The following is a 17,761-nucleotide window of genomic DNA, read 5'->3' as shown; positions in this document are numbered from 1 at the left end:
GGCCCGACGGTACCAGAGGATCGCCGGGCTGCCTTTGCGCAGTTCCGGTCAGTAGACACGATTAGCATCATACAAACGATGGGTTGTGTGTATGGTGTCGGCCATGACCGATCTACAAGTCCGGAAGATGCGTTTCGCATTCGCCGATCACGACGTGCCGTTCCTGTGGAATGAACGAAATCCGGCCTTCTCGGCCATGGCCAACGCGGTGTCCCTGCTCGCGATCGGCTTCGAAAAGATGATCGTGAACATGATCCGCGAGGCCATGCCGCTGATCACCGATCCCGAAGTCGCCGAGGAGGCCGACGCGTTCGTGCGGCAGGAGGGCCAGCACTCCACCGCGCACCGCCAGCACGTCAACGCCCTGATCCGGACCTATCCGGGGCTCGAGGAAACCTACAACCAGGTCATCGCGGAATTCGACCGCCTGACCACGCACGCCACACTGGCGTATCGGCTCGCCTATACCGCGGACCTGGAAGCCACGTTCACCCCGGTGTTCAAACTGATGCTGGACAACGACGCGACGTTGTTCGCGCCGGGTGACGATCGCGTTGCCTCGCTGTTCATCTGGCATTTCGTCGAGGAGGTCGAGCACCGCAGCTCGGCCCTGATCATCTTCGACCATGTGGTGGGCAGCGACCTCTACCGAATGCGGCAGGCCCCGTCCATCTTCGCCCATGTGCTGCGCGTGATCCGGATCGCCAACGAGGGCTTCAACAAGCATGTGCCGCTGGCGGATCGGCAGGTCGACGCGCTGGCGATGCACGCGACCTATCGCCGTAAGCAGCAACTTCGCCGACTGCTGCCGGGCCTGCGGGCCGAGGACAACGGACCGATGCCGCGCGCGTTCGACCATCTGCCGCTGCGAGAACAACTCGTCGCGCTGGCAGGCATCATCCGCAGTCAGATGCCCCGGCACAACCCGGATCACGAGCGACTACCCGCGCTGGCCGACCTGTGGTTCAAGCGCTTCGACGAGGGATATGACGTCTCGCACTGGTACACCGCCGAGACGCGGGAGGTGCGGTGATGGCCGCCGGTTGCGCACCCACCTTCGCCGAACTGGCCGAGGCACTGGGCTTTTCGTGTGCCGAGGCGGGCGGGCTCGTCGAGTTCCGCAATCCGTTCGCCCTGGAGAACTGGACCCTGCCCGTTCTCGAGTTCACCATCATCCTCGGTGCGGTGCTCGCGCTGATCTACGCGATCACGCGCCTGCGCCGCCACGGTGATCCCACCAACCTGGTGCTCTGGTTCGGCGCCACCGCCTATCTGTTCATCATCGAACCGCCGCTGTACTTCCCGCAGGAGTTCGGCATCTCCGAACACGTCGATACGATGTTCGCGCACAACGTCTTCACCGTGGACTTCCTGTGGGGCCGGCTACCGCTCTACATCGTCGCGATCTATCCGTTCATGGCCACCGTGGCCTTCGAAATCGTCCGGACGCTGGGTGTTTTCCGGCGCTACGGCGTGCTTGCCGGGGCGGCCTGTGTGGGGTTCGTGCACCACGGCTTCTACGAGATCTTCGACCATCTCGGTCCGCAGCTGCGGTGGTGGGAGTGGTCGGTCGACAATCCGATGAACCAGCCGATGTTCGACGCGGTGCCGCTGCCCAGCGTCGTCGTCTTCGCGGCACTGTGGCCGATGTCGCTGGCGCTGTGCGTGCAGTGGTTCGTCGGCCGCCACGTCGACCAGGGGCAGACCTTCACCGGCCTCCAATTGGTCTGGCGCACAGTGGTTATCGGCGTGCTCGCCTCGCTGGGCACCGCCATCCTGCCGATTCCCGCCACGGTGCTGGGTGCGGGCAGCACGCCCGTGCGCGGCTTCTTGTACGCGGCCGAACTGGTGATCGTCAGCGTCGTGGCCGTCGTGATCCTGACCCGGCAGTGGCTCGGACTCCGGCGCGGCGAACTGGACGATCCGCCCTACACCAATCGGTTCGTGCGGATCTACAGCATCGTGTACCTGGCGGTCATGGCATTGCTCTGGATCTCGGCCCTGCCCGACTTCTTCAGCGCGGTCGACGGCGTGACCGACAACGGCGACCCGCTCGGGAACCTCTGGTACACCCTGGCCTGCTTCGCGATCTCGATCCTGTGCGTGATCGCGGTGTACACCGTGCCGCGCCGGACCGGCTCGGCGGTCGGCCGGACCGAACCGGCCGTGCCGGCCGACCACAGTCCGGCCTGACTGCCCGGCGGCGCGTGCCGCGACATCAGCCGCGTTCGCTGCGCGTGATACGGCGCGGGATCTCGAGCGCGGCGAGCTTGTCCGGGTTGCGGATGCCGTAGAGCTTGGTGATCTTCCCGTCGGCGATCTCGATCAGCATCACCGCCTCGAGATGGGCGTCGCGGTAGATGGCCAGGGCCGGAGCGTGATTGAAGGTGACGGTCTCGATCCGCACCCCGGATACCAGCTCCCGCATGCGGAATGCACCGAGCACGATTTCGGCCACCCGCCGCGCGCCCGTCGCGTGCCAGGCCAGCGCCGAAACCTTGCCGCCGCTGTCGGTGGTCCAGGTGGCGTCGGGTGTGAGCATCGACAGCAGGCCGTCCATATCGCCGGTGCTCGCCGCGGCCAGGAAGCGATCGGTGAGTGCGGCGGTCTGGGCGGCGTCGACAGGCCCGAACCGGCTGCGCCTGGCCTGGACGTGTTCGCGGGCGCGATGTGCTATCTGGCGCACCGCCGGAACGGATTTGCTTACCGCCGTGGCGATGTCGTGATAGCCGAAACCGAATACCTCGTGCAGGACGAAGACCGCGCGCTCGTCGGGCGTGAGCGTCTCCAGCAGCACCAGCATGCCCATCGACACCGACTCGGCGAGCACGACATCGCTCAGGGCGTCGCTCTCGGTGAGCAGCAGGGGTTCGGGAAGCCACGGGCCGATGTATTCCTCGCGGCGGCGCGCACCCGCCCGGAGCGCGTTGAGCGCCTGCCTGGTCACCAGTTGCGCCAGATACGACTTGGTGTCGCGGACCGTCGCCAGGTCGACCCGGACCCACCGCAGATAGCTGTCCTGCAGGACGTCATCGGATTCGGTGGCCGAGCCGAGGATTTCGTAGGCGACCGTGAACAGCAACGGGCGCAGCAGGGTGAATCGTTCGGTGTGCTCGTCGGTGCCGGTCACAGGTTCGACACCATATCGGGCGCCGGCGCCGGCCGCTCGAGCCGGGCGCCGGACCCGGTGATGGTGGCGCAGGAGCCGGGCTTGCGGCCTTCCTTCCGGATCCCGGAAACCGTTGCCTTGCAGACCGATTCCTTGAGGAACGCGGCCACTCTGCCGCCGAGGTAGAGAGTGCGGGGACGGTCGTCGCGGTGGCTGAGTTGGTTGGTCAGCGTGACGGTGCGGCCCTGCTCGGCCAGTTCGGCGGCGGTTTCGATGCCCGTGGGGCCGCCACCGACGACGGTGATGCGCGCGTCCCGCGGCAGTGCGCCGATCGCGGCGCGCAGCCGCTGCGCGTGCTCCCATTCCCCGAGGGGATAAGCGAATTCGGCCGCGCCGGGTATCGAGGCGGGTGTGGCCGCCGTACTGCCGACCGCGTAGATGAGGTAGTCGTAGCGCAGTGTGCGGTCCGAGGCCAGACGCACGCTGCGGGCGGCGGTGTCGATGCGGGTCACACTGTCGACGATCAGCCGTACCCGCGCGCCCAGCATCGCGCCGAAGTCCTGGGCGGCGGCACCGGTACCGGCGACCAACTGGTGCAGCCGAATTCGCTCGACGAACTGCGGGCGCGGATTGACGAGGGTGATTTCGACGTCCTCGCGCGTTTGCAGCCGGTTGGCCGCGAGGGTGCCGGCGTAACCGCCGCCGACGACAACGACCTTGGTGGTGCTGGTGTGCTCAGTCATGCTCTCGGGACACCGCGGCCGCCGCTGACGTAACAGAGTGTGACGCGTGTCACCGATGGATGCGCCGCAGCAGCCGGTCGAGCCCGCCCGTTTCGGTGTGGGTGATCCGGCCGCCGTGGTCCAGCGCGGCGGTGAGCAACAGCGGCAACGAGGTTCCGCATACCCGCGCCGCGCTGAGCGGGCCCAGCAGACGGGCCTTCGATGGCGCGGACGGATCCCCGGCCGCTGCGACCCGGCAGCGCACCCAGTGTGTGATCATCGAACGCGATCCCGGATCGATGGTGTCGAGAGCGCCCACGCAGCTGCCGTCGGCGAGCTCGAACATCACCGTGATCTCGGTGTAGCCGGTGCTGGACACCCGGACGTTCCGGTGTTCGGCCCACGGCAGGATTCGCCAGGCGCCGTCGAACAGGGTGGCCGAACCGATGCGACGATAGAGCGCGGCCACGTCGGCGCCGACGCGCTCCCAGTACTTCCTCGGCACGGCGGCCGTCACCGCGTGTTCTCGCTCGATGCGGTCGATGACCTCGTCGATATCGACCGTGACGGTCTCCAGGTGCCAGCCCGGCAGGGGGCGTAACGACCCGTCCTCGTCTTGCGCCACACCGACCAGCCCGGCCCGCAGTGCGACCGCCCTGTTGTGCCCTGCCACGCGGTCATTGACATTGATCACCGCCCGCGACAGCGTCGCGGGCACCATCGTGCTGCTGATGCCCGGCCCGTCGTAGCGGCGTCCGTCGACGGTCACCTCGCGCGGTTCGTCCAGCGGCAACTCCAGCATCGAGTTCGGGATGTCGTAGGTGGTCCCGCCCTGGAGATACGGGTACAGCCGGGTTATCCACCCGGTGATCACCGACTCGCCGTAGGCGTCGGCCGGTTTGTATATGCGCTGCCAGAAAGCGATATCGGCCCCGCCGTCCGCCGCCCGCACGAATTCCTCGATGACCGGAGCCAGTGCGCGGCACCAGGTTTCGAGTCCGAAGTCGGCGAGCGCGTCCACCCGGTCACGAATTTCGCGCCAGTCCTCGACTGTTCCGGTCAGCGTGATCGACGGAATCCCGCAGACGCACACCATCCACATCGCGAAGTACTCCGCATAGGCGTCCAGCGCGACGACCCGGCCCGCCACCCGCTCCACCGCGGTGCTGGTGGAGAAGTCGCATTCGAACAACCCGCTGTACCGCGTCTCGGCGGACAGCGCCTTGTCGAACAGTTCCACCACGTGCGACCACGAATCCCGGTCGGTGGGCATCGAATCGCCGACCGTGACGGTCAGTGTCGCCTGCCCCTGGTGTTCGACCAACTGCTCCCGCAGCTGCTCGGCATGCAACCGGATGTGCCTGGCCAGTCCCTGTGCGATAGTCAGCCACACCGCGTCCGGCGACAACACCAGCGGCCGATGCTCGGCGAACGCCCGCCCCACCGCACTCAACAGCGGGTCCACGCCATCAGGCGTGAGCATCGGCGTTTCCGGATCTCCGCCGATGAGCAGTGCGTCCGGATAAAACTCGGCCAGCGGTCGCGTAGCCAGCGGCTGCGCCGCCGACGTCACCGCGTCGACCAGGAAAGTCACCATCGTGTCCCCCCGCTACTCGCGTGCGGCCCCGCTTGGACCCGCCGCCATTCTGCCGCCGTCCCGCCTGCCCGGCCACCGATTTCCGGCTGTGACCGCACGGGAACCCGCGACCGCGTCGTCGTCCAGGCGCGCGGCTACGCCACTACCGTGCGCGGCGAGGATTACCACCAGACCTACTGCTTCCTCTTCCGTCTCGCCGAAGGCCGCATCGTCGAGGTCGTCGAGCACTGCGACACCGCACTGGTCGAGCGCGTACTGACACCGATCGGCGCGCCGGAAGCTCGGCTGTAGTCGGCGGCAGCGTAGGCGGTAGTGTCTTTCGGCCCGACTCGGACGGTCGTACAGTGCTGATATGTCCGATCAAGCGAACGACGACCACCTGCTCTCGCTCGCCGCACAGCTTTGTTTCGCGCTGTACTCCACCTCGCGCTCGATGACCGCCGCCTATCGGCCGCACCTCGAGGCGATGACCGTCACCTATCCGCAATATCTGACGCTGCTCGCGTTATGGGAGCGGCCCGGGATAACGATGAAGGAGCTCGGTGAGCAGTTGCGTCTGGACTACGGCACCGTCTCGCCGCTGATCCAGCGCCTGACCGATCGCGGCCTGGTGGAGAGCGTGCGGAATCCGAATGATCGACGAGCGGTCCAATTGCGCGCGACCCCAGCGGGTCTCGCGCTGCAGGAGCGTGCGAAGGAAATGATCGACAATGTGCTGTCCGATATCGCTTGGCCCGTGGACGAGCTGGTGCGGCTTCGAGACCAGGTCATGGCCCTGGGCGAGCGTCTGGACGCGGTCGTCGCGCAGCGCTCGGGGTCGTGAGTTCCGGTAAGGGTGGGCAGATTCACCGATTTCTGTGAGTTAGCCGACGCTTTCGGTGGTACTCCCCGGGTGTGGATACCCGGCGCCGACGTGAAGGGAGGGTTCCTCGGATGACAGCGAGGCATGTCCCCGTGCCAGAGCCGTTGCCATCCAAGGACCAGTTACTGGCCGCGTTGCGCGGCCACTACCTGATCGGCCCGCTGTGCACCCAGGCCTTCGGCTTGGCCGAGTTGCACCGTCAGCGGCGTGACCACCCGGACCGAGCCCCGGACATCGACGCCTGCCGCACCGAATTGATAGAACAAATCGATGACTGGGCGGAGGTGGCGCTGCCGGATCCGCATCCCGGCGCGCGCACCACTCCCGAGCGCCTGGGCCTGGTGATAGACCGAATGGCCGATGCTTCGGAATATGCTTTCCGTTTGCTGATGACCATCGATCCGGGCAGCCACGAGATGCACGCGGCCTGGACCCGGCTCGCCGAACTCGAAATCGCGTACGGCGAACTGTCCGCCGGTCTGCTGTCGGGGCATCGCCGACTACCCAATGGGCAGGTCCCCGCACCGAGTGCGCACTGATCGATTCAGTGCGCCACCGGTTGAGTAGCGGCCCGCCGGGCGTAGGCGCGCACGTCGGCGTCGCGGTCGGCGGTGGCCCTGCGCAGCGCGTCCTGGGCCGCGCCGTGGTCCGGCCAGGTGGCCAGCGCCAGCACCGCGGCCTTGCGGACATCCAGGTGCGGATCGTCGAGGGCATCGGCCAGCACCGGTACCGCGGCTTCGGGATCCGCGCCCGTCAGTCCGCGGGCCGCGCCCACGCGTACCTGCCACGCGGAATCCCGCAGCGCGGTAGTCAGATCGGTGATATCGGCAGCGGTCTCGGCGCCCAGCGCGCCGAACGCGGTCAGCGCCGCGGCTCGGACCAGCGGATCCCGGTCGGCGGTCAGCCGGCGCACCACCTCGTGACCGCCGTTGCCGATCACCGAAAGCCCTTGGGCGACAACGACGCGCACTTCGCGGCTGTGGTCCGCGGCGGCCGCGGCCACACCGTGCCGGTCGTCCAGCGAGACCAGGGCGCGCACGGCCTCGATGCGCACCCGGTGATCCGAGTCGGACAGGGCGGCGGTGAACTGCGCGGTCGTACCGGTCTTCAGGGCGCGCAGCAGATCGACCACAGTGGCGCGAACGAGCGGGTCGGGGGAGTCCAGGTGGTCGGCCAACCCGGTCGACGTCGGCAGGACCTCGACGAGTTCGCGCAGACCTTCGGCCGCGGTCCGGCGCACGGCCGGCGCGGGATCGCGCAACGCGCGCACCAGGATCGGGGCGAACCCGTCCGGTGTGTTCTCGGTCAGCACCGAGATCGCGGCGACCCGCACCTGCGGGTCGGAGTCGGCCAGATACCCCGAAAGGTCGGGCACCGTGGGCGAATCGAGGGCCAGCAGGCTGACCAGTCGCGGTGACGGGGGAGCGACGGGCTCGCGGGGGGCCTCGGCCGCCTCGGTGATCTGGGGAGCGCGCTGCCCGACCAGCTCGGGTTGTTCGACGGCGAGCACGGTGCGGTCGGTGCTGGGCACGTCGTCCAGGCCGGGCACCGGCACCAGGTAGGGCGCGACCGGCCGCTTCCGGAATTCCATTGCGCCGTCGGCGTTCTTGCGCAGATTCAGATGGTAGCGCCACGCCTGGTCGTCGCGTTCGGGGATGTCCGCGCGATCGTGGTACAGACCCCAGCGGGACTCGGTCCGGGTGAGCGAGCTGCGAGCCGCCATTTCGGCGCAGTCGCGGATGAAGGAGACCTCGACGGCCCGCATGAGCTCATGCGGTGTGCGAGCGCCGATTCCGTCGACGTCGCCGCGCATCCGTTCGAAGGTCTCCACCGCGATCGACAGTTTCGCGGCGGTTTTCGGCGGCGCCACATAGTCGTTGACGAAGCGCCGGAGTTTGTATTCGACCTGCGGCTGGGGCGGGCCGTCCGGGTTCCGCAGCGGACGGTAGATCAGCTCGTGCGCGGCGGCGAGCTGGTCTTCCGGAAGCGCCGCCGGCGCGGGCACCGCGGCGAGGGTCCCCGCCGCGTGCGCGCCCGCGAGGTCGCCGAAGACGAACGCGCCGATCATGTAGTTGTGCGGGACGCAGGCCAGGTCACCGGCGGCGTAGAGACCGGGCACCGTGGTGCGGGCGTGCTCGTCCACCCAGACACCTGAGGCGGAATGCCCACCGCACAAACCGATTTCGGAGATGTGCATCTCGATGTCGTGCGTGCGGTAGTCGTGACCGCGGTTGGCGTGGAAGGTGCCGCGGGTGGGTCGTTCGGTGGTGTGCAGGATGCCTTCGAGCGTGTCGAGGGTCTCCTCGGGCAGGTGTGAAACCTTGAGATAGATGGGGCCCCGGGCGGATTCGATCTCGCGTTTGACCTCGGCCATCATCTGGCCGGACCAGTAGTCGGAATCGACGAACCGCTCACCGTGGGCGTTGACCTGGTAGCCGCCGAACGGGTTGGCGACGTAGGCGCAGGCGGGTCCGTTGTAATCCTTGATCAGCGGGTTGATCTGGAAGCATTCGATCCCCGACAGTTCCGCGCCCGCGTGGTACGCCATCGCGTAACCGTCACCCGCGTTCGTGGGATTCTCGTACGTGCCGTAGAGATATCCCGAGGCGGGCAGCCCGAGCCGTCCGCACGGCCCGGTCGCCAGGATCACCGCTTTCGCGCCGACGGCGACGAATTCGCCGGTGCGCGTGTGCAATGCGGCGGCTCCGACGGCCCGGCCGCTCTCGGTGAGCACCCGCACCGGCATCAACCGATTCTCGATCCGGATCTTCTCGCGCATCTTCCGTTGCCGCAGCACGCGATACAGCGCTTTCTTCACATCCTTGCCCTCGGGCATGGGCAGCACGTACGACCCGGAGCGATGCACCCGGCGCACCGCGTACTCCCCGTATTCGTCCTTCTCGAATTTGACGCCGTAGCGTTCCAGCCGTTGCACCATGGCGAAACCGCGGGTCGCGGTCTGATAGATGGTGCGCTGGTCGACGATTCCGTCGTTGGCGCGGGTGATCTCGGCGACGTAGTCCTCGGGTTCGGCCTTGCCCGGGATGACGGCGTTGTTCACGCCGTCCATGCCCATCGCGAGCGCGCCGGAGTGCCGCACGTGCGCCTTCTCCAGCAGCAGTACGTTCGCGCCGGCCTCGGCGGCGGTGAGGGCGGCCATGGTGCCCGCGGTACCACCGCCGATGACCAGGACGTCGCAGTCCAGGCGGGTGGTCTCGGTCAAATCAGGAATGTCCATCGGTGACAACACCATTCGGTCAGAGGGCGGCGAGCTCGGGCCGGCCGAGCGCGGCGATGATTTCGGCGCGCGCGGCGGCGCGGTCGACGCCGGGAGTACGGGGACGCGGGATGTCGAGCAGGGCGCGCAGCGGTTGACCGGCCCGGCCGAGCACGGCCACCCGGTCGCCGAGCAGCAGCGCCTCGTCCACATCGTGGGTGACGAACACGACGGTGCTCGGATGGGTCTGCCAGGTCTGGATCAGCAAGCGCTGCATGGTGGCGCGCGTCTGGGTGTCCAGCGCGCCGAACGGCTCGTCCATCATCACCGCGCGCGGGGCGCCGGCCAGTCCGCGGGCGAGCTGCACCCGCTGGCGCATGCCGCCGGACAGGCTCTTGGGCAGGAAGTCGGCGAAGCCGGTGAGCCCGACCTCCTCGATCCATTTCTCGGCGCGCTCGCGGCGCCCGGCGCGGGGTTCGCCGCGAAGTCTCAGCGCCAGTTCGATATTGGCGCGCACGGTGCGCCAGGGGAGCAGGGCGTTGTCCTGGAAGACCACCGCCCGGTCGCGATCGGTGCCGGTGACCGCCACGTCGTCGGCCAGCACCCGCCCGGAGTCCGGACGCAGCAGTCCGGCCAGCGCGCGCAGCACCGTGGACTTCCCGCAGCCCGAAGGCCCCGTGAGCACCAGGATCTCGCCCGGCCGCACGTCGAGCGACAGATCGGTGATCACCGGTGCGCCACCATAGGAAAGGTGCACCCGGTCCAGGCGCAATCGTGTTCCGCTACCGGTCATTTCGCGACCTCCCGGACTCGCGGCAGCCAGCGGGTGGCGCGGCGGCCGAGCAATTCCACCGCGGCCGAGGTGGTGTAACCGAGCACGCCGATGGTGATGATCCCGACGAATACGCCGGGGTAGTCGACGATGGTGTAGGCCTGCCAGGTGCGGTATCCGACACCGAGCCGGCCGGAGATCATCTCCGCGGAGACCACGCAGATCCAGGCCACGCCGATGCCGACGGACAAGCCGCCGAACACGCCGGGCAGGCTGCCGGGCAACACGACTCGCCACAGCACGTCCCAGCGGTTGCCGCCGAGGGTGCGCACCGAGTCCTCCCACAGCGTCGGCAGTGCGCGCACCGCGTGCCGGGTCGAGACCATGACGGGAAAGTAGGCGGCGATGAAGGTGATGAAGACGATTCCCGCCTCGTCACTGGGGAACAGCAGGATCGCCACCGGCACCACGGCGATGGCCGGGATCGGCCGGGCCAGTTCGGTGAGCGGCCCGACGATGTCGGCGAACCACCGCGAGCGACCCAGCGCCACACCGGTGCTCACGCCCAGTGCCGCGGCGAGGCCGAAACCGGTGAGAATGCGGATCAACGACTGGCCGAGATCCAGATAGAAGGTCTGGGTGCTCAGCTGAGTCCGGAACGCCCGGCCGATCTCGGTGACGGTCGGCAGCGTGTCGAACCGCACCCAGAGCCGGAGGTCGTTGGCGGTCAGGAACTGCCATACCGCGATCGCGGCGACCACGGCCGCGACGCGGACGATCCGGGAACGCCACACCGCGCGTCCCGCCCGGGATCGGGCCTCTGCCGCGCCCGGCTCGGCTATCGGCGCCGCTTCCAGATCGAGGACCGCGGCGGTACTCATACCCGCACCTCGGTGACAGCCTGCTCGAAGCCGACGGTCACACCCGACGGATGCCGGTCCAGATATCGCGCCGCCGCGGCGGCGGTGGTGAAGGGCAGATAGGTCTCCCCGTCGCGCACCCACACCGCCTTGTCCGCGAACCAGCGCGTGCCGAGTTCGGCGTCGGGCACATAGGCGGCCCGTATCGTCTTTCCCTGCGCCCGACCCTGTTTGACGGCCCGGAGCAGGCTCGTCGGATCGGCGGCCGGTTGCGTGGCGTCCTGACCGGCGAACCAGATCTCGCTCGCCGTCGCGGGATTGTCGGCCGTCCTGCCGTTCAGCGGGTCGTTGCCCCGGATCAGCGACGGGTTGGCGGTGTTCGCCAGCGCGCTGTCGTAGTTCTGCCCGCGCTCGGCGAACGCCTTCCGCAGTGCGGTGTCGTCGACGAACTCGTCGATGTCGAGTTCGGCGAAGTCGCCGATCGACTTCAGGTAGGTGACATCGCTTTTCAGCGTCTCCACCAGGTGCGGCTTGACGGTGGCGTCGAAGGAGGTGCCGCCCGGCCCGTTGTAGAGGTACACGACTTCGGCTGGGAGGCCCGAGTTCTCGGCCACGATCTGGGCTGCCTCGACAGGTTCGTCGTTGAGGAACTGGGTGGCGTCCAGTTGCGCCTGCAGGAAGGCATCGAGCACCTCGGGATGCTTGGCGGAGTAGTCACGGCGCGCCACCACCGCGTGGAAGGTGGGCACGTTCAGTTCGGCGCCGTCGTAGAGCAGCCGGGCCTTGTTCTGGAAAACCAGTAGACCGGGCCAGGCCACGAACTGCGAAAGACCCTGGACCTGAGAGGATTCCAGCGCCGAAGCGCCGATCTGCGGTTGCTGGTTGAGCACCTCGACACCGGACTTCGGATCGATGCCGGCCCGGGTCAGCGCCTGCACGAGCGTGCCGTGCCCCGCCGAGCCGACACTGGCGGAGACTTTCTGCCCGGCCAGGTCCGCGAGGGTGCGGGCGGTCGAATTCGGCGCCACCACGACCATATTCAGTGCGCCCTTGGGGTTGTAGCCGGTGACCGACACGAGGGCGGTCGCGGCGCGTTCGCTGGCCTGCGTGCGGGAACCGTTGATCAGTACCGGGTAGTCGCCCATGGATCCGATATCGATCTTCTCCGCGACCATCTGCGCGGTGATCGGCGCACCGGTGTCGTAGTCCTGCCACTCGACCTGGTATTTCGCGCCGGACAGCCGGTTCAGCCGCTGCTCCAGGAAACCTTTGGCGCGCAACAGGGTTCCGGCGGTGACGGTGTTGATGGTCTTGGACTGGTAGCCGATGACGACCTTGACGGTGTCACCGGCCGCCGCCTGTTCCAGCGAGCAGCCGGTCAACGCGAGCGCGGCGGTCAGCAGGACGGGTGCGAAACGTGTTCTCTTCATGGGTCTTTCCGGATTCAGCGCAACAGATAGGGCATATTGACGGTCACTGCCCCGGTGGGGCAGCGCGCCGCGCAGGGGCCGCAGTACCAGCACTCGTCGACGTGCATGAAGGCCTTGCCGTTCTCGGGGTTGATGGCCAGGGAGTCCAGCGGGCAGATCTCGACGCACAGCGTGCAGCCCTGGATGCACAGTGATTCGTCGATGGTGACGGGGATATCGGTACGCTGATTCGCGAGCGCCATCAGATGACCTTCCATTCGGGGTTGGTGCGGGTCAGGTTGCCGCGCATGGTGATTCGGTCGCCGCGCATGCGGATGAACTCCAAGTCCACGGGAGTGCCGTCGTCGAGGCGGGTGAGCCGCTCCAGCATCAGCAGCGGGGCGGCCGCGGGAACGTCCAGCGTGGCGGCGGTATGCGGGTCGGCGGCGACGGCCTCCAGCGACAGGTCGGCCGAGCCGAGGCGCTGTCCGCTGATCTGCTCGAGCAGCACGAAGATGTCGGTGCTCGCCAGATCGTGGTCGAGCACCTGGTCGCCGATCTCGGGGGTGAGGTAGGTCAGATCGAGGCTCAGCGGGAGCTCCGCGAGGTAGCGCAGCCGCTCCAGATAGACCACGCGGGCGCCGGCCGCCAGTCCGAGGCGGCGCGCGACGGCGGGCGGCGCGCTGATCCGTAGCGCGGCGCGCACCTCGTTACGGACAGTGCCATGGCCCTGGAAGGTTTCCTGCAGGCCGAGCAGCGCGTCCAGGCCGTGATCGTATTTGCGGGCGGCGACGCGAGTGCCCACCTTGGGCAGCCGATCGATCAGGCCCTCGTCCTTGAGCAGTGTCAGCGCTTCGCGCACGGTGTTGCGGGAGGCGTCGTGTTCGGCGGCCAGCTGCTGTTCGCTGGGCAGCACGTCGCCGAAGGCGCCCGCGTGGATCTGATGGCGGATCAGATCGGCCACCCGGCGCGCTTGGTCGGCACGTAAGCGCCGTACCGGCGCGGGCGCTCGCTGATCGTCCTGTGGCTCGCTGACCTGCATGAACAGTGACGATAGCGGCGTTCGGAGGGCCCGCTCGCCGCCACGAGCGGGCCACTCGTACCGGCGCTGGTATTGCGCCGGTAGCCTCCCGGCGCTACCTGGGGAAACAGCGGTGCGCCGGTGCTTTACGCCACCTCGACCGAGGCGGCGGGATTTCGGATCACGAGGATTCCAATGCGCGAACTCCTACCGTCTCGGTCCGGCGGGGGTTCGGCCGCCGGCTAGAACCAGGCGTCGCGCATCTCCAGTGTGGTGCGATCGCCCGAGGCGAGCAGGTCCAGCTGCGGTGCGGTCTTGGGCAACTCGTAGGCGAAGAAGTAGCGCGCGGCGGCCCGCTTCCCCGCGTAGAAATCGCCCTCCTGTCCTTCGGCGGCGAGCAACTGCTCCAACCAGATCCAGGCGACGACGTGGTGGCCGAACGCCTCCAGATACACCGTGGCCTGCGCCATCGCGGCCGCCGGATCGGCGAACAGACCGGCGGTGACCGCCAACAGTCGCTGCCACGAGGTGTCGAGCTGCGCGGCGTATTCCGCGGCGACGCCACCGGTTTCGGTGGCAGTGCGGACGGTGCCGGTGATCCGATCGGTGAGCAACCGCAGGCTCGCGCCCTCGTGCTGAACCACCTTGCGTCCCAATAGATCCAGGCCCTGGATACCGTGCGTGCCCTCGTGGATCGGGTTCAGGCGGTTGTCGCGGTAGTGCTGTTCGACGTCGTATTCGCGGGTGTAGCCGTAGCCGCCGTGCACCTGAATGGCCAGGTTGTTGGCCTCCAGGCACCACTGTGACGGCCAGCTCTTCGCGACGCCGGTGAGGATTTCCAGCAGCAGCGTGTGCTCGCGCTCGACCGCGGGATCGGCGGCGGTGCGGGCCAGATCGACCAGGCGATTGCAGTACAGCAGTAGCGCGAGCGCGCCCTCGGCGTAGGCCTTCTGTGCCAGCAGCATGCGCTTGACGTCGGCGTGCTCGATGATCGGGATCTGGGGCGTGGCCGGGTCTTTCGCGGTGACCGCGCGGCCCTGGTTACGCTGGCGGGCATAGTCGAGGGATTTCAGGTATCCGGTGTAGCCGAGCGCGGTCGCGCCGAGGCCGACACCGAGCCGGGCCTCGTTCATCATGTGGAACATGTACGACAGCCCGCGGTGCGGTTCGCCGACCAGGTAGCCGACCGCGCCGGGCGCGCCGTTCGGATTGTGCTTGCCCTCACCGAAATTCAGCACCGTATTGGTGGTGCCGCGGTATCCCATCTTGTGGTTCAGGCCCGCCAGCGCCACATCGTTACGCGGGCCGAGTGAACCGTCCTCGGCGACAAGGTATTTGGGCACCACGAACAGCGAGATGCCCTTGGTGCCGGCGGGCCCGCCCGGGATCTTGGCCAGCACCAGGTGCACGATATTCTCGGTGAGCTCGTGATCGCCGCCGGAGATCCACATCTTCGACCCGAACAGGCGGTAGGTGCCGTCCGGCTGTGGTTCCGCCCGCGTGACGATATCGGCCAGTGAGGACCCCGCTTGCGGCTCCGACAGGCACATGGTGCCGGTGAACCGGCCCTCCAGCATCGGCTGCACGAACCGTTCCACCTGCTCCGGTGTGCCGTGCGCGGCCAGCAGGTTCGCGTTGCCGACAGTCAGGAACAGATATCCGGTGGTGCCCACGTTCGCGGCTTGGAAGAAGCCGAACCCGGCCGCTTCCACGGTCGCGGGCAACTGCAGCCCGCCGATCTCCGCGTCCATGGCCGCGCCGATCAGATTCGCCTTGGTGAATGCCTCGACCGCCGCCTTCACCTCCGGAATCAGCGTCACGCGTTCGCCGTCGAAGCTGGGCTCGTTGGCGTCGCCGAGCTTGTTGTGCGGGGCGAAGTACTGGGTCGCGAGGTCTTCGCAGAGGTCCAGGAATCCGTCGAAGGTCTCCCGCGAATGTTCTTCGAAGCGGGGGAGCTCGGTCAGCTCCTGCACCCGCAGCCATTCGTAGAGCAGAAACTCCAGATCCCTGCGGGAGAGCAACATCGAACGCACGGGCCAATCCTCTCGCACTGTATCCGACCCGGATGGCGGGTCAATTTGATACGTTACTACGGCCGTGTCGCCAATGAGCGCGGGGATCCCCAGACGCTCAGCGCGGGCCGTAGGTATTGAGGAACAGCGTCGGGCCATCCAGGTCGCCGCGCGCCGAGAGATCCGTGATAGCGGCGAAAGCCTTTGCGGTGTATACGGTTTCGAGATGCAGGCCGACCATGTTGGCGCGGTCGCGGGCGGCGATCGCGGAGAGGGTCTCGTGGCCGTAGCCCGGGCCGAGCCAGTCGCGCAGCATGGTCACGTCGTCGGGGGTGAGTCCGACCGGCTCGAATTGGGCCCCGCGCTCGCGCAGCACCTCTTCGGCGCGGTGCGCCAGCTCGACGATGTGCTTGGCCTCCAAGGGCAGGGTGTCGTTGACGACGACGCCGAGCACCCGGGTGCGCAGGCCCGCCAGACGCAGGCCCAGCGCCAGGCCCGCGGCCGTGCCGCCGGATCCGACCGCGGTCACGATGTGCGCGGGTTCGGGCAGGTCACCGGCACGGACCTGGGCGGCGAGCTCCAGTGCCGCCTCCACATAGCCGAGCGTGCCGATCGGCGAGGAGCCGCCGACCGGCAGGTAGTAGGGGAGTTTGCGGCCGCTGGAGTGGCGCAGCATCAGCCACGGCGCGGTGAGGACGGTGCGAAACTTGGAGCGCGTGTGATGCAGCGTCGCGCCGGAGGCCTCCAGGCGCGCGAGCTGGGCGCGGACATGGTCGTCGACCGGCTGGTCGACCAGCGCCAGCGCGATGTCCAGCCCGAGCTCGCGGCCGTAGAGCGCGGCCGCCAGCCCCCAGTTGGTGCCGGTGCCGCCGACGGTGACGATGGTCTTGGTGCCGCGCCGCTGGGCGTCGGGCAGCAGCCATTCCAGTTTGCGGATCTTGTTACCGCCCCAGCCGCCGGAGCCGTAGCCGCTTTCGTCCTTGCACCACACCGGGATGCGGATGCCGAGCGGCAGCTCGCGGACGGGGGTCGGCGTGTCGCCGAGCCGGAGAAACGGAAGCTCCGACGCCACCTCGGGAAAGCGCTGGTGCAGTAGGGAATCCGTCAACGTTCCTCCTTCAAGCCTCGTCGCTGAGAATCTATACGACGCAGCTCTACGGCCCGGCGCACGCCGCGGATCAGTGGAGTAACTGGTCCAATCGCGCCACGCACACCGCCGAGAGATCTCCCATGCCGAGATGACTCGACATCCGCAACAGTGGCACGGAAAGCAAGATCGCGGACAGGATTTCGTTGAACAGCAGGTTACGAACCGGCCGCCCGGCGCTCCTTTCGTAGTAGGCGATCGCTTCCTCCCGGCTGGGTGTGCCCGCGAGTGCGGCGCGGCCCTGGAAGTCGCTGCACAGCCAGTCGGTGAACAGCAGCCAGGCGAGGTCGGCTTCCGGATCGCCGAGCCGGGCCGTCTCCCAGTCGAGCACGCCGAGCACTTCGAAGTCAGCGCCGTACAGGATGTTCGACAGGCGGCTGTCACCCCAGCACAGAGCGATGCGGTCGGGTCGATACCGATGGTCGCGCAGCCAGCTCAGCGCTCGTTCGATGGTGGGTGCGGGTGTCTCGGCCGCCCAGTGCACGGCCCGGTCGAGGTAGTTGATCGCCTGTTCGATCGGGTCGGCGCCCAGACGGTCCATGCGCAGGAAGTCCAGGCGCAGCGCCGCCGGGTCCAGTCGATGAACCTCGGCCATCGCGTCGAGGCACCCCCGCCAGATCTTGGTGCGCTCGGCGGGACTCGCGTCGAAGTACATGCCGGTTTCGTGGTAGGTCGGGACGTCGCTGGGGGTACGGCCCCCATCGATGCGGTCCATCACGAAATAGGGCGAGCCCAGGGCCGTGGCTTCGGTATCGATCCAGCGCACCGCCGGCACCCGAACCGCGGTGCCGGCCAGACGTTTCATCACCAGGTATTGCCGGCGCAGATCGTAGTCGGGGAACAGGGAGACCTCGGGCGGGCGGCGAAACACCAAACCTGTCGTGCTGCCGGCGGGATCGACGGCGTCGAAAAGATAGGTTTCGGTGGCGAACCCTTGTTCGGCGCGCCTCCAGCCCGCGATCCCGGCGCCGGGGATGTGCTGGCGCACAATCGGTTCCAGGGCTGCGGGTAGTGCTTCGGGGCTGACACGCAT

At 68.0% G+C, this 17,761-nt stretch carries 16 protein-coding genes and 1 pseudogene; 5 read left to right on the top strand and 12 right to left on the bottom strand.

Features of this window, described 5'->3' with window-relative positions:
• Positions 1 to 103 precede the first annotated feature (103 nt).
• Both BJ987_RS27925 and BJ987_RS27920 read left to right on the top strand, forming a co-directional pair.
• The gene (locus BJ987_RS27925; RefSeq protein ID WP_209895785.1) at positions 104 to 1,033 is read left to right on the top strand and encodes a metal-dependent hydrolase; all 930 of its coding nucleotides are present in this window, start codon (positions 104 to 106) and stop codon (positions 1,031 to 1,033) included.
• On the top strand, positions 1,033 to 2,193 hold the full coding sequence (locus BJ987_RS27920; protein ID WP_209895784.1) for a hypothetical protein: 1,161 nt from the start codon (positions 1,033 to 1,035) through the stop codon (positions 2,191 to 2,193). The genes BJ987_RS27925 and BJ987_RS27920 overlap by 1 nt, the downstream gene beginning before the upstream one ends.
• A 25-nt stretch (positions 2,194 to 2,218) precedes the next feature.
• Here BJ987_RS27920 and sigJ read toward each other — a convergent pair whose 3' ends face one another.
• From sigJ to BJ987_RS27905, 3 genes and pseudogenes are all read right to left on the bottom strand, one after another.
• Positions 2,219 to 3,130, bottom strand: a complete 912-nt coding sequence (gene sigJ / locus BJ987_RS27915) for an RNA polymerase sigma factor SigJ (RefSeq protein ID WP_209895783.1) — start codon at positions 3,128 to 3,130, stop codon at positions 2,219 to 2,221.
• Between the two features lie 194 nt (positions 3,131 to 3,324).
• Positions 3,325 to 3,852: pseudogene (locus BJ987_RS27910) on the bottom strand (FAD-dependent oxidoreductase); the annotation flags it as partial.
• Between the two features lie 49 nt (positions 3,853 to 3,901).
• Positions 3,902 to 5,428 (bottom strand): DUF4419 domain-containing protein, encoded by a 1,527-nt coding sequence (locus BJ987_RS27905; protein ID WP_209895781.1) that lies wholly within the window; start codon positions 5,426 to 5,428, stop codon positions 3,902 to 3,904.
• Positions 5,429 to 5,575: 147 nt separating this feature from the next.
• Here BJ987_RS27905 and BJ987_RS27900 point away from each other — a divergent pair, with 147 nt between their 5' ends.
• The 3 genes from BJ987_RS27900 to BJ987_RS27890 all read left to right on the top strand — a co-directional run bounded on the left by BJ987_RS27900 (position 5,576) and on the right by BJ987_RS27890 (position 6,829).
• Positions 5,576 to 5,719, top strand: a complete 144-nt coding sequence (locus BJ987_RS27900) for a nuclear transport factor 2-like protein (protein ID WP_209895780.1) — start codon at positions 5,576 to 5,578, stop codon at positions 5,717 to 5,719.
• 61 nt (positions 5,720 to 5,780) lie between these two features.
• Positions 5,781 to 6,251, top strand: coding sequence for a MarR family winged helix-turn-helix transcriptional regulator (locus BJ987_RS27895; protein ID WP_209895779.1), 471 nt, complete (start codon positions 5,781 to 5,783; stop codon positions 6,249 to 6,251).
• Between the two features lie 110 nt (positions 6,252 to 6,361).
• The gene (locus BJ987_RS27890) at positions 6,362 to 6,829 is read left to right on the top strand and encodes a hypothetical protein (protein WP_209895777.1); all 468 of its coding nucleotides are present in this window, start codon (positions 6,362 to 6,364) and stop codon (positions 6,827 to 6,829) included.
• A gap of 5 nt (positions 6,830 to 6,834) precedes the next feature.
• Here BJ987_RS27890 and BJ987_RS27885 read toward each other — a convergent pair whose 3' ends face one another.
• The 9 genes from BJ987_RS27885 to BJ987_RS27845 all read right to left on the bottom strand — a co-directional run bounded on the left by BJ987_RS27885 (position 6,835) and on the right by BJ987_RS27845 (position 17,761).
• Positions 6,835 to 9,528, bottom strand: coding sequence for a fumarate reductase/succinate dehydrogenase flavoprotein subunit (locus BJ987_RS27885; protein ID WP_209895775.1), 2,694 nt, complete (start codon positions 9,526 to 9,528; stop codon positions 6,835 to 6,837).
• A gap of 19 nt (positions 9,529 to 9,547) precedes the next feature.
• On the bottom strand, positions 9,548 to 10,300 hold the full coding sequence (locus tag BJ987_RS27880) for an ABC transporter ATP-binding protein (RefSeq protein WP_209895773.1): 753 nt from the start codon (positions 10,298 to 10,300) through the stop codon (positions 9,548 to 9,550).
• Positions 10,297 to 11,160: an ABC transporter permease gene (locus tag BJ987_RS27875; protein ID WP_209895771.1), complete on the bottom strand. Its 864-nt coding sequence runs from the start codon at positions 11,158 to 11,160 to the stop codon at positions 10,297 to 10,299. The genes BJ987_RS27880 and BJ987_RS27875 overlap by 4 nt, the downstream gene beginning before the upstream one ends.
• Positions 11,157 to 12,569, bottom strand: coding sequence for an ABC transporter substrate-binding protein (locus BJ987_RS27870; protein ID WP_209895770.1), 1,413 nt, complete (start codon positions 12,567 to 12,569; stop codon positions 11,157 to 11,159). Before BJ987_RS27870 ends, BJ987_RS27875 begins: the two co-directional genes overlap by 4 nt.
• Before the next feature lie 14 nt (positions 12,570 to 12,583).
• Positions 12,584 to 12,811, bottom strand: coding sequence for a 4Fe-4S dicluster domain-containing protein (locus BJ987_RS27865; protein WP_040689749.1), 228 nt, complete (start codon positions 12,809 to 12,811; stop codon positions 12,584 to 12,586).
• Complete coding sequence (locus tag BJ987_RS27860) at positions 12,811 to 13,590, bottom strand: GntR family transcriptional regulator (RefSeq protein WP_209895768.1); 780 nt, start codon at positions 13,588 to 13,590, stop codon at positions 12,811 to 12,813. The genes BJ987_RS27865 and BJ987_RS27860 overlap by 1 nt, the downstream gene beginning before the upstream one ends.
• A gap of 221 nt (positions 13,591 to 13,811) precedes the next feature.
• Positions 13,812 to 15,602 carry an acyl-CoA dehydrogenase gene (locus tag BJ987_RS27855; RefSeq protein WP_209895766.1) on the bottom strand — a complete coding sequence of 597 codons (1,791 nt, stop codon included), beginning with the start codon at positions 15,600 to 15,602 and terminating at the stop codon, positions 13,812 to 13,814.
• Between the two features lie 97 nt (positions 15,603 to 15,699).
• Complete coding sequence (locus BJ987_RS27850) at positions 15,700 to 16,689, bottom strand: 1-aminocyclopropane-1-carboxylate deaminase/D-cysteine desulfhydrase (protein WP_209895764.1); 990 nt, start codon at positions 16,687 to 16,689, stop codon at positions 15,700 to 15,702.
• A 70-nt stretch (positions 16,690 to 16,759) separates the two neighbouring features.
• Entirely contained in the window at positions 16,760 to 17,761 is a 1,002-nt protein-coding gene (locus BJ987_RS27845; protein ID WP_209895762.1) for a phosphotransferase family protein, read from the bottom strand.

Origin of the sequence: Nocardia goodfellowii, from assembly GCF_017875645.1 — a bacterium.
In the GTDB taxonomy this organism is placed as follows: Bacteria; Actinomycetota; Actinomycetes; order Mycobacteriales; family Mycobacteriaceae; genus Nocardia; species Nocardia goodfellowii.
Note: the sequence above shows the minus strand (reverse complement) of the source record. Positions and strands in the feature narration are given on the sequence as shown.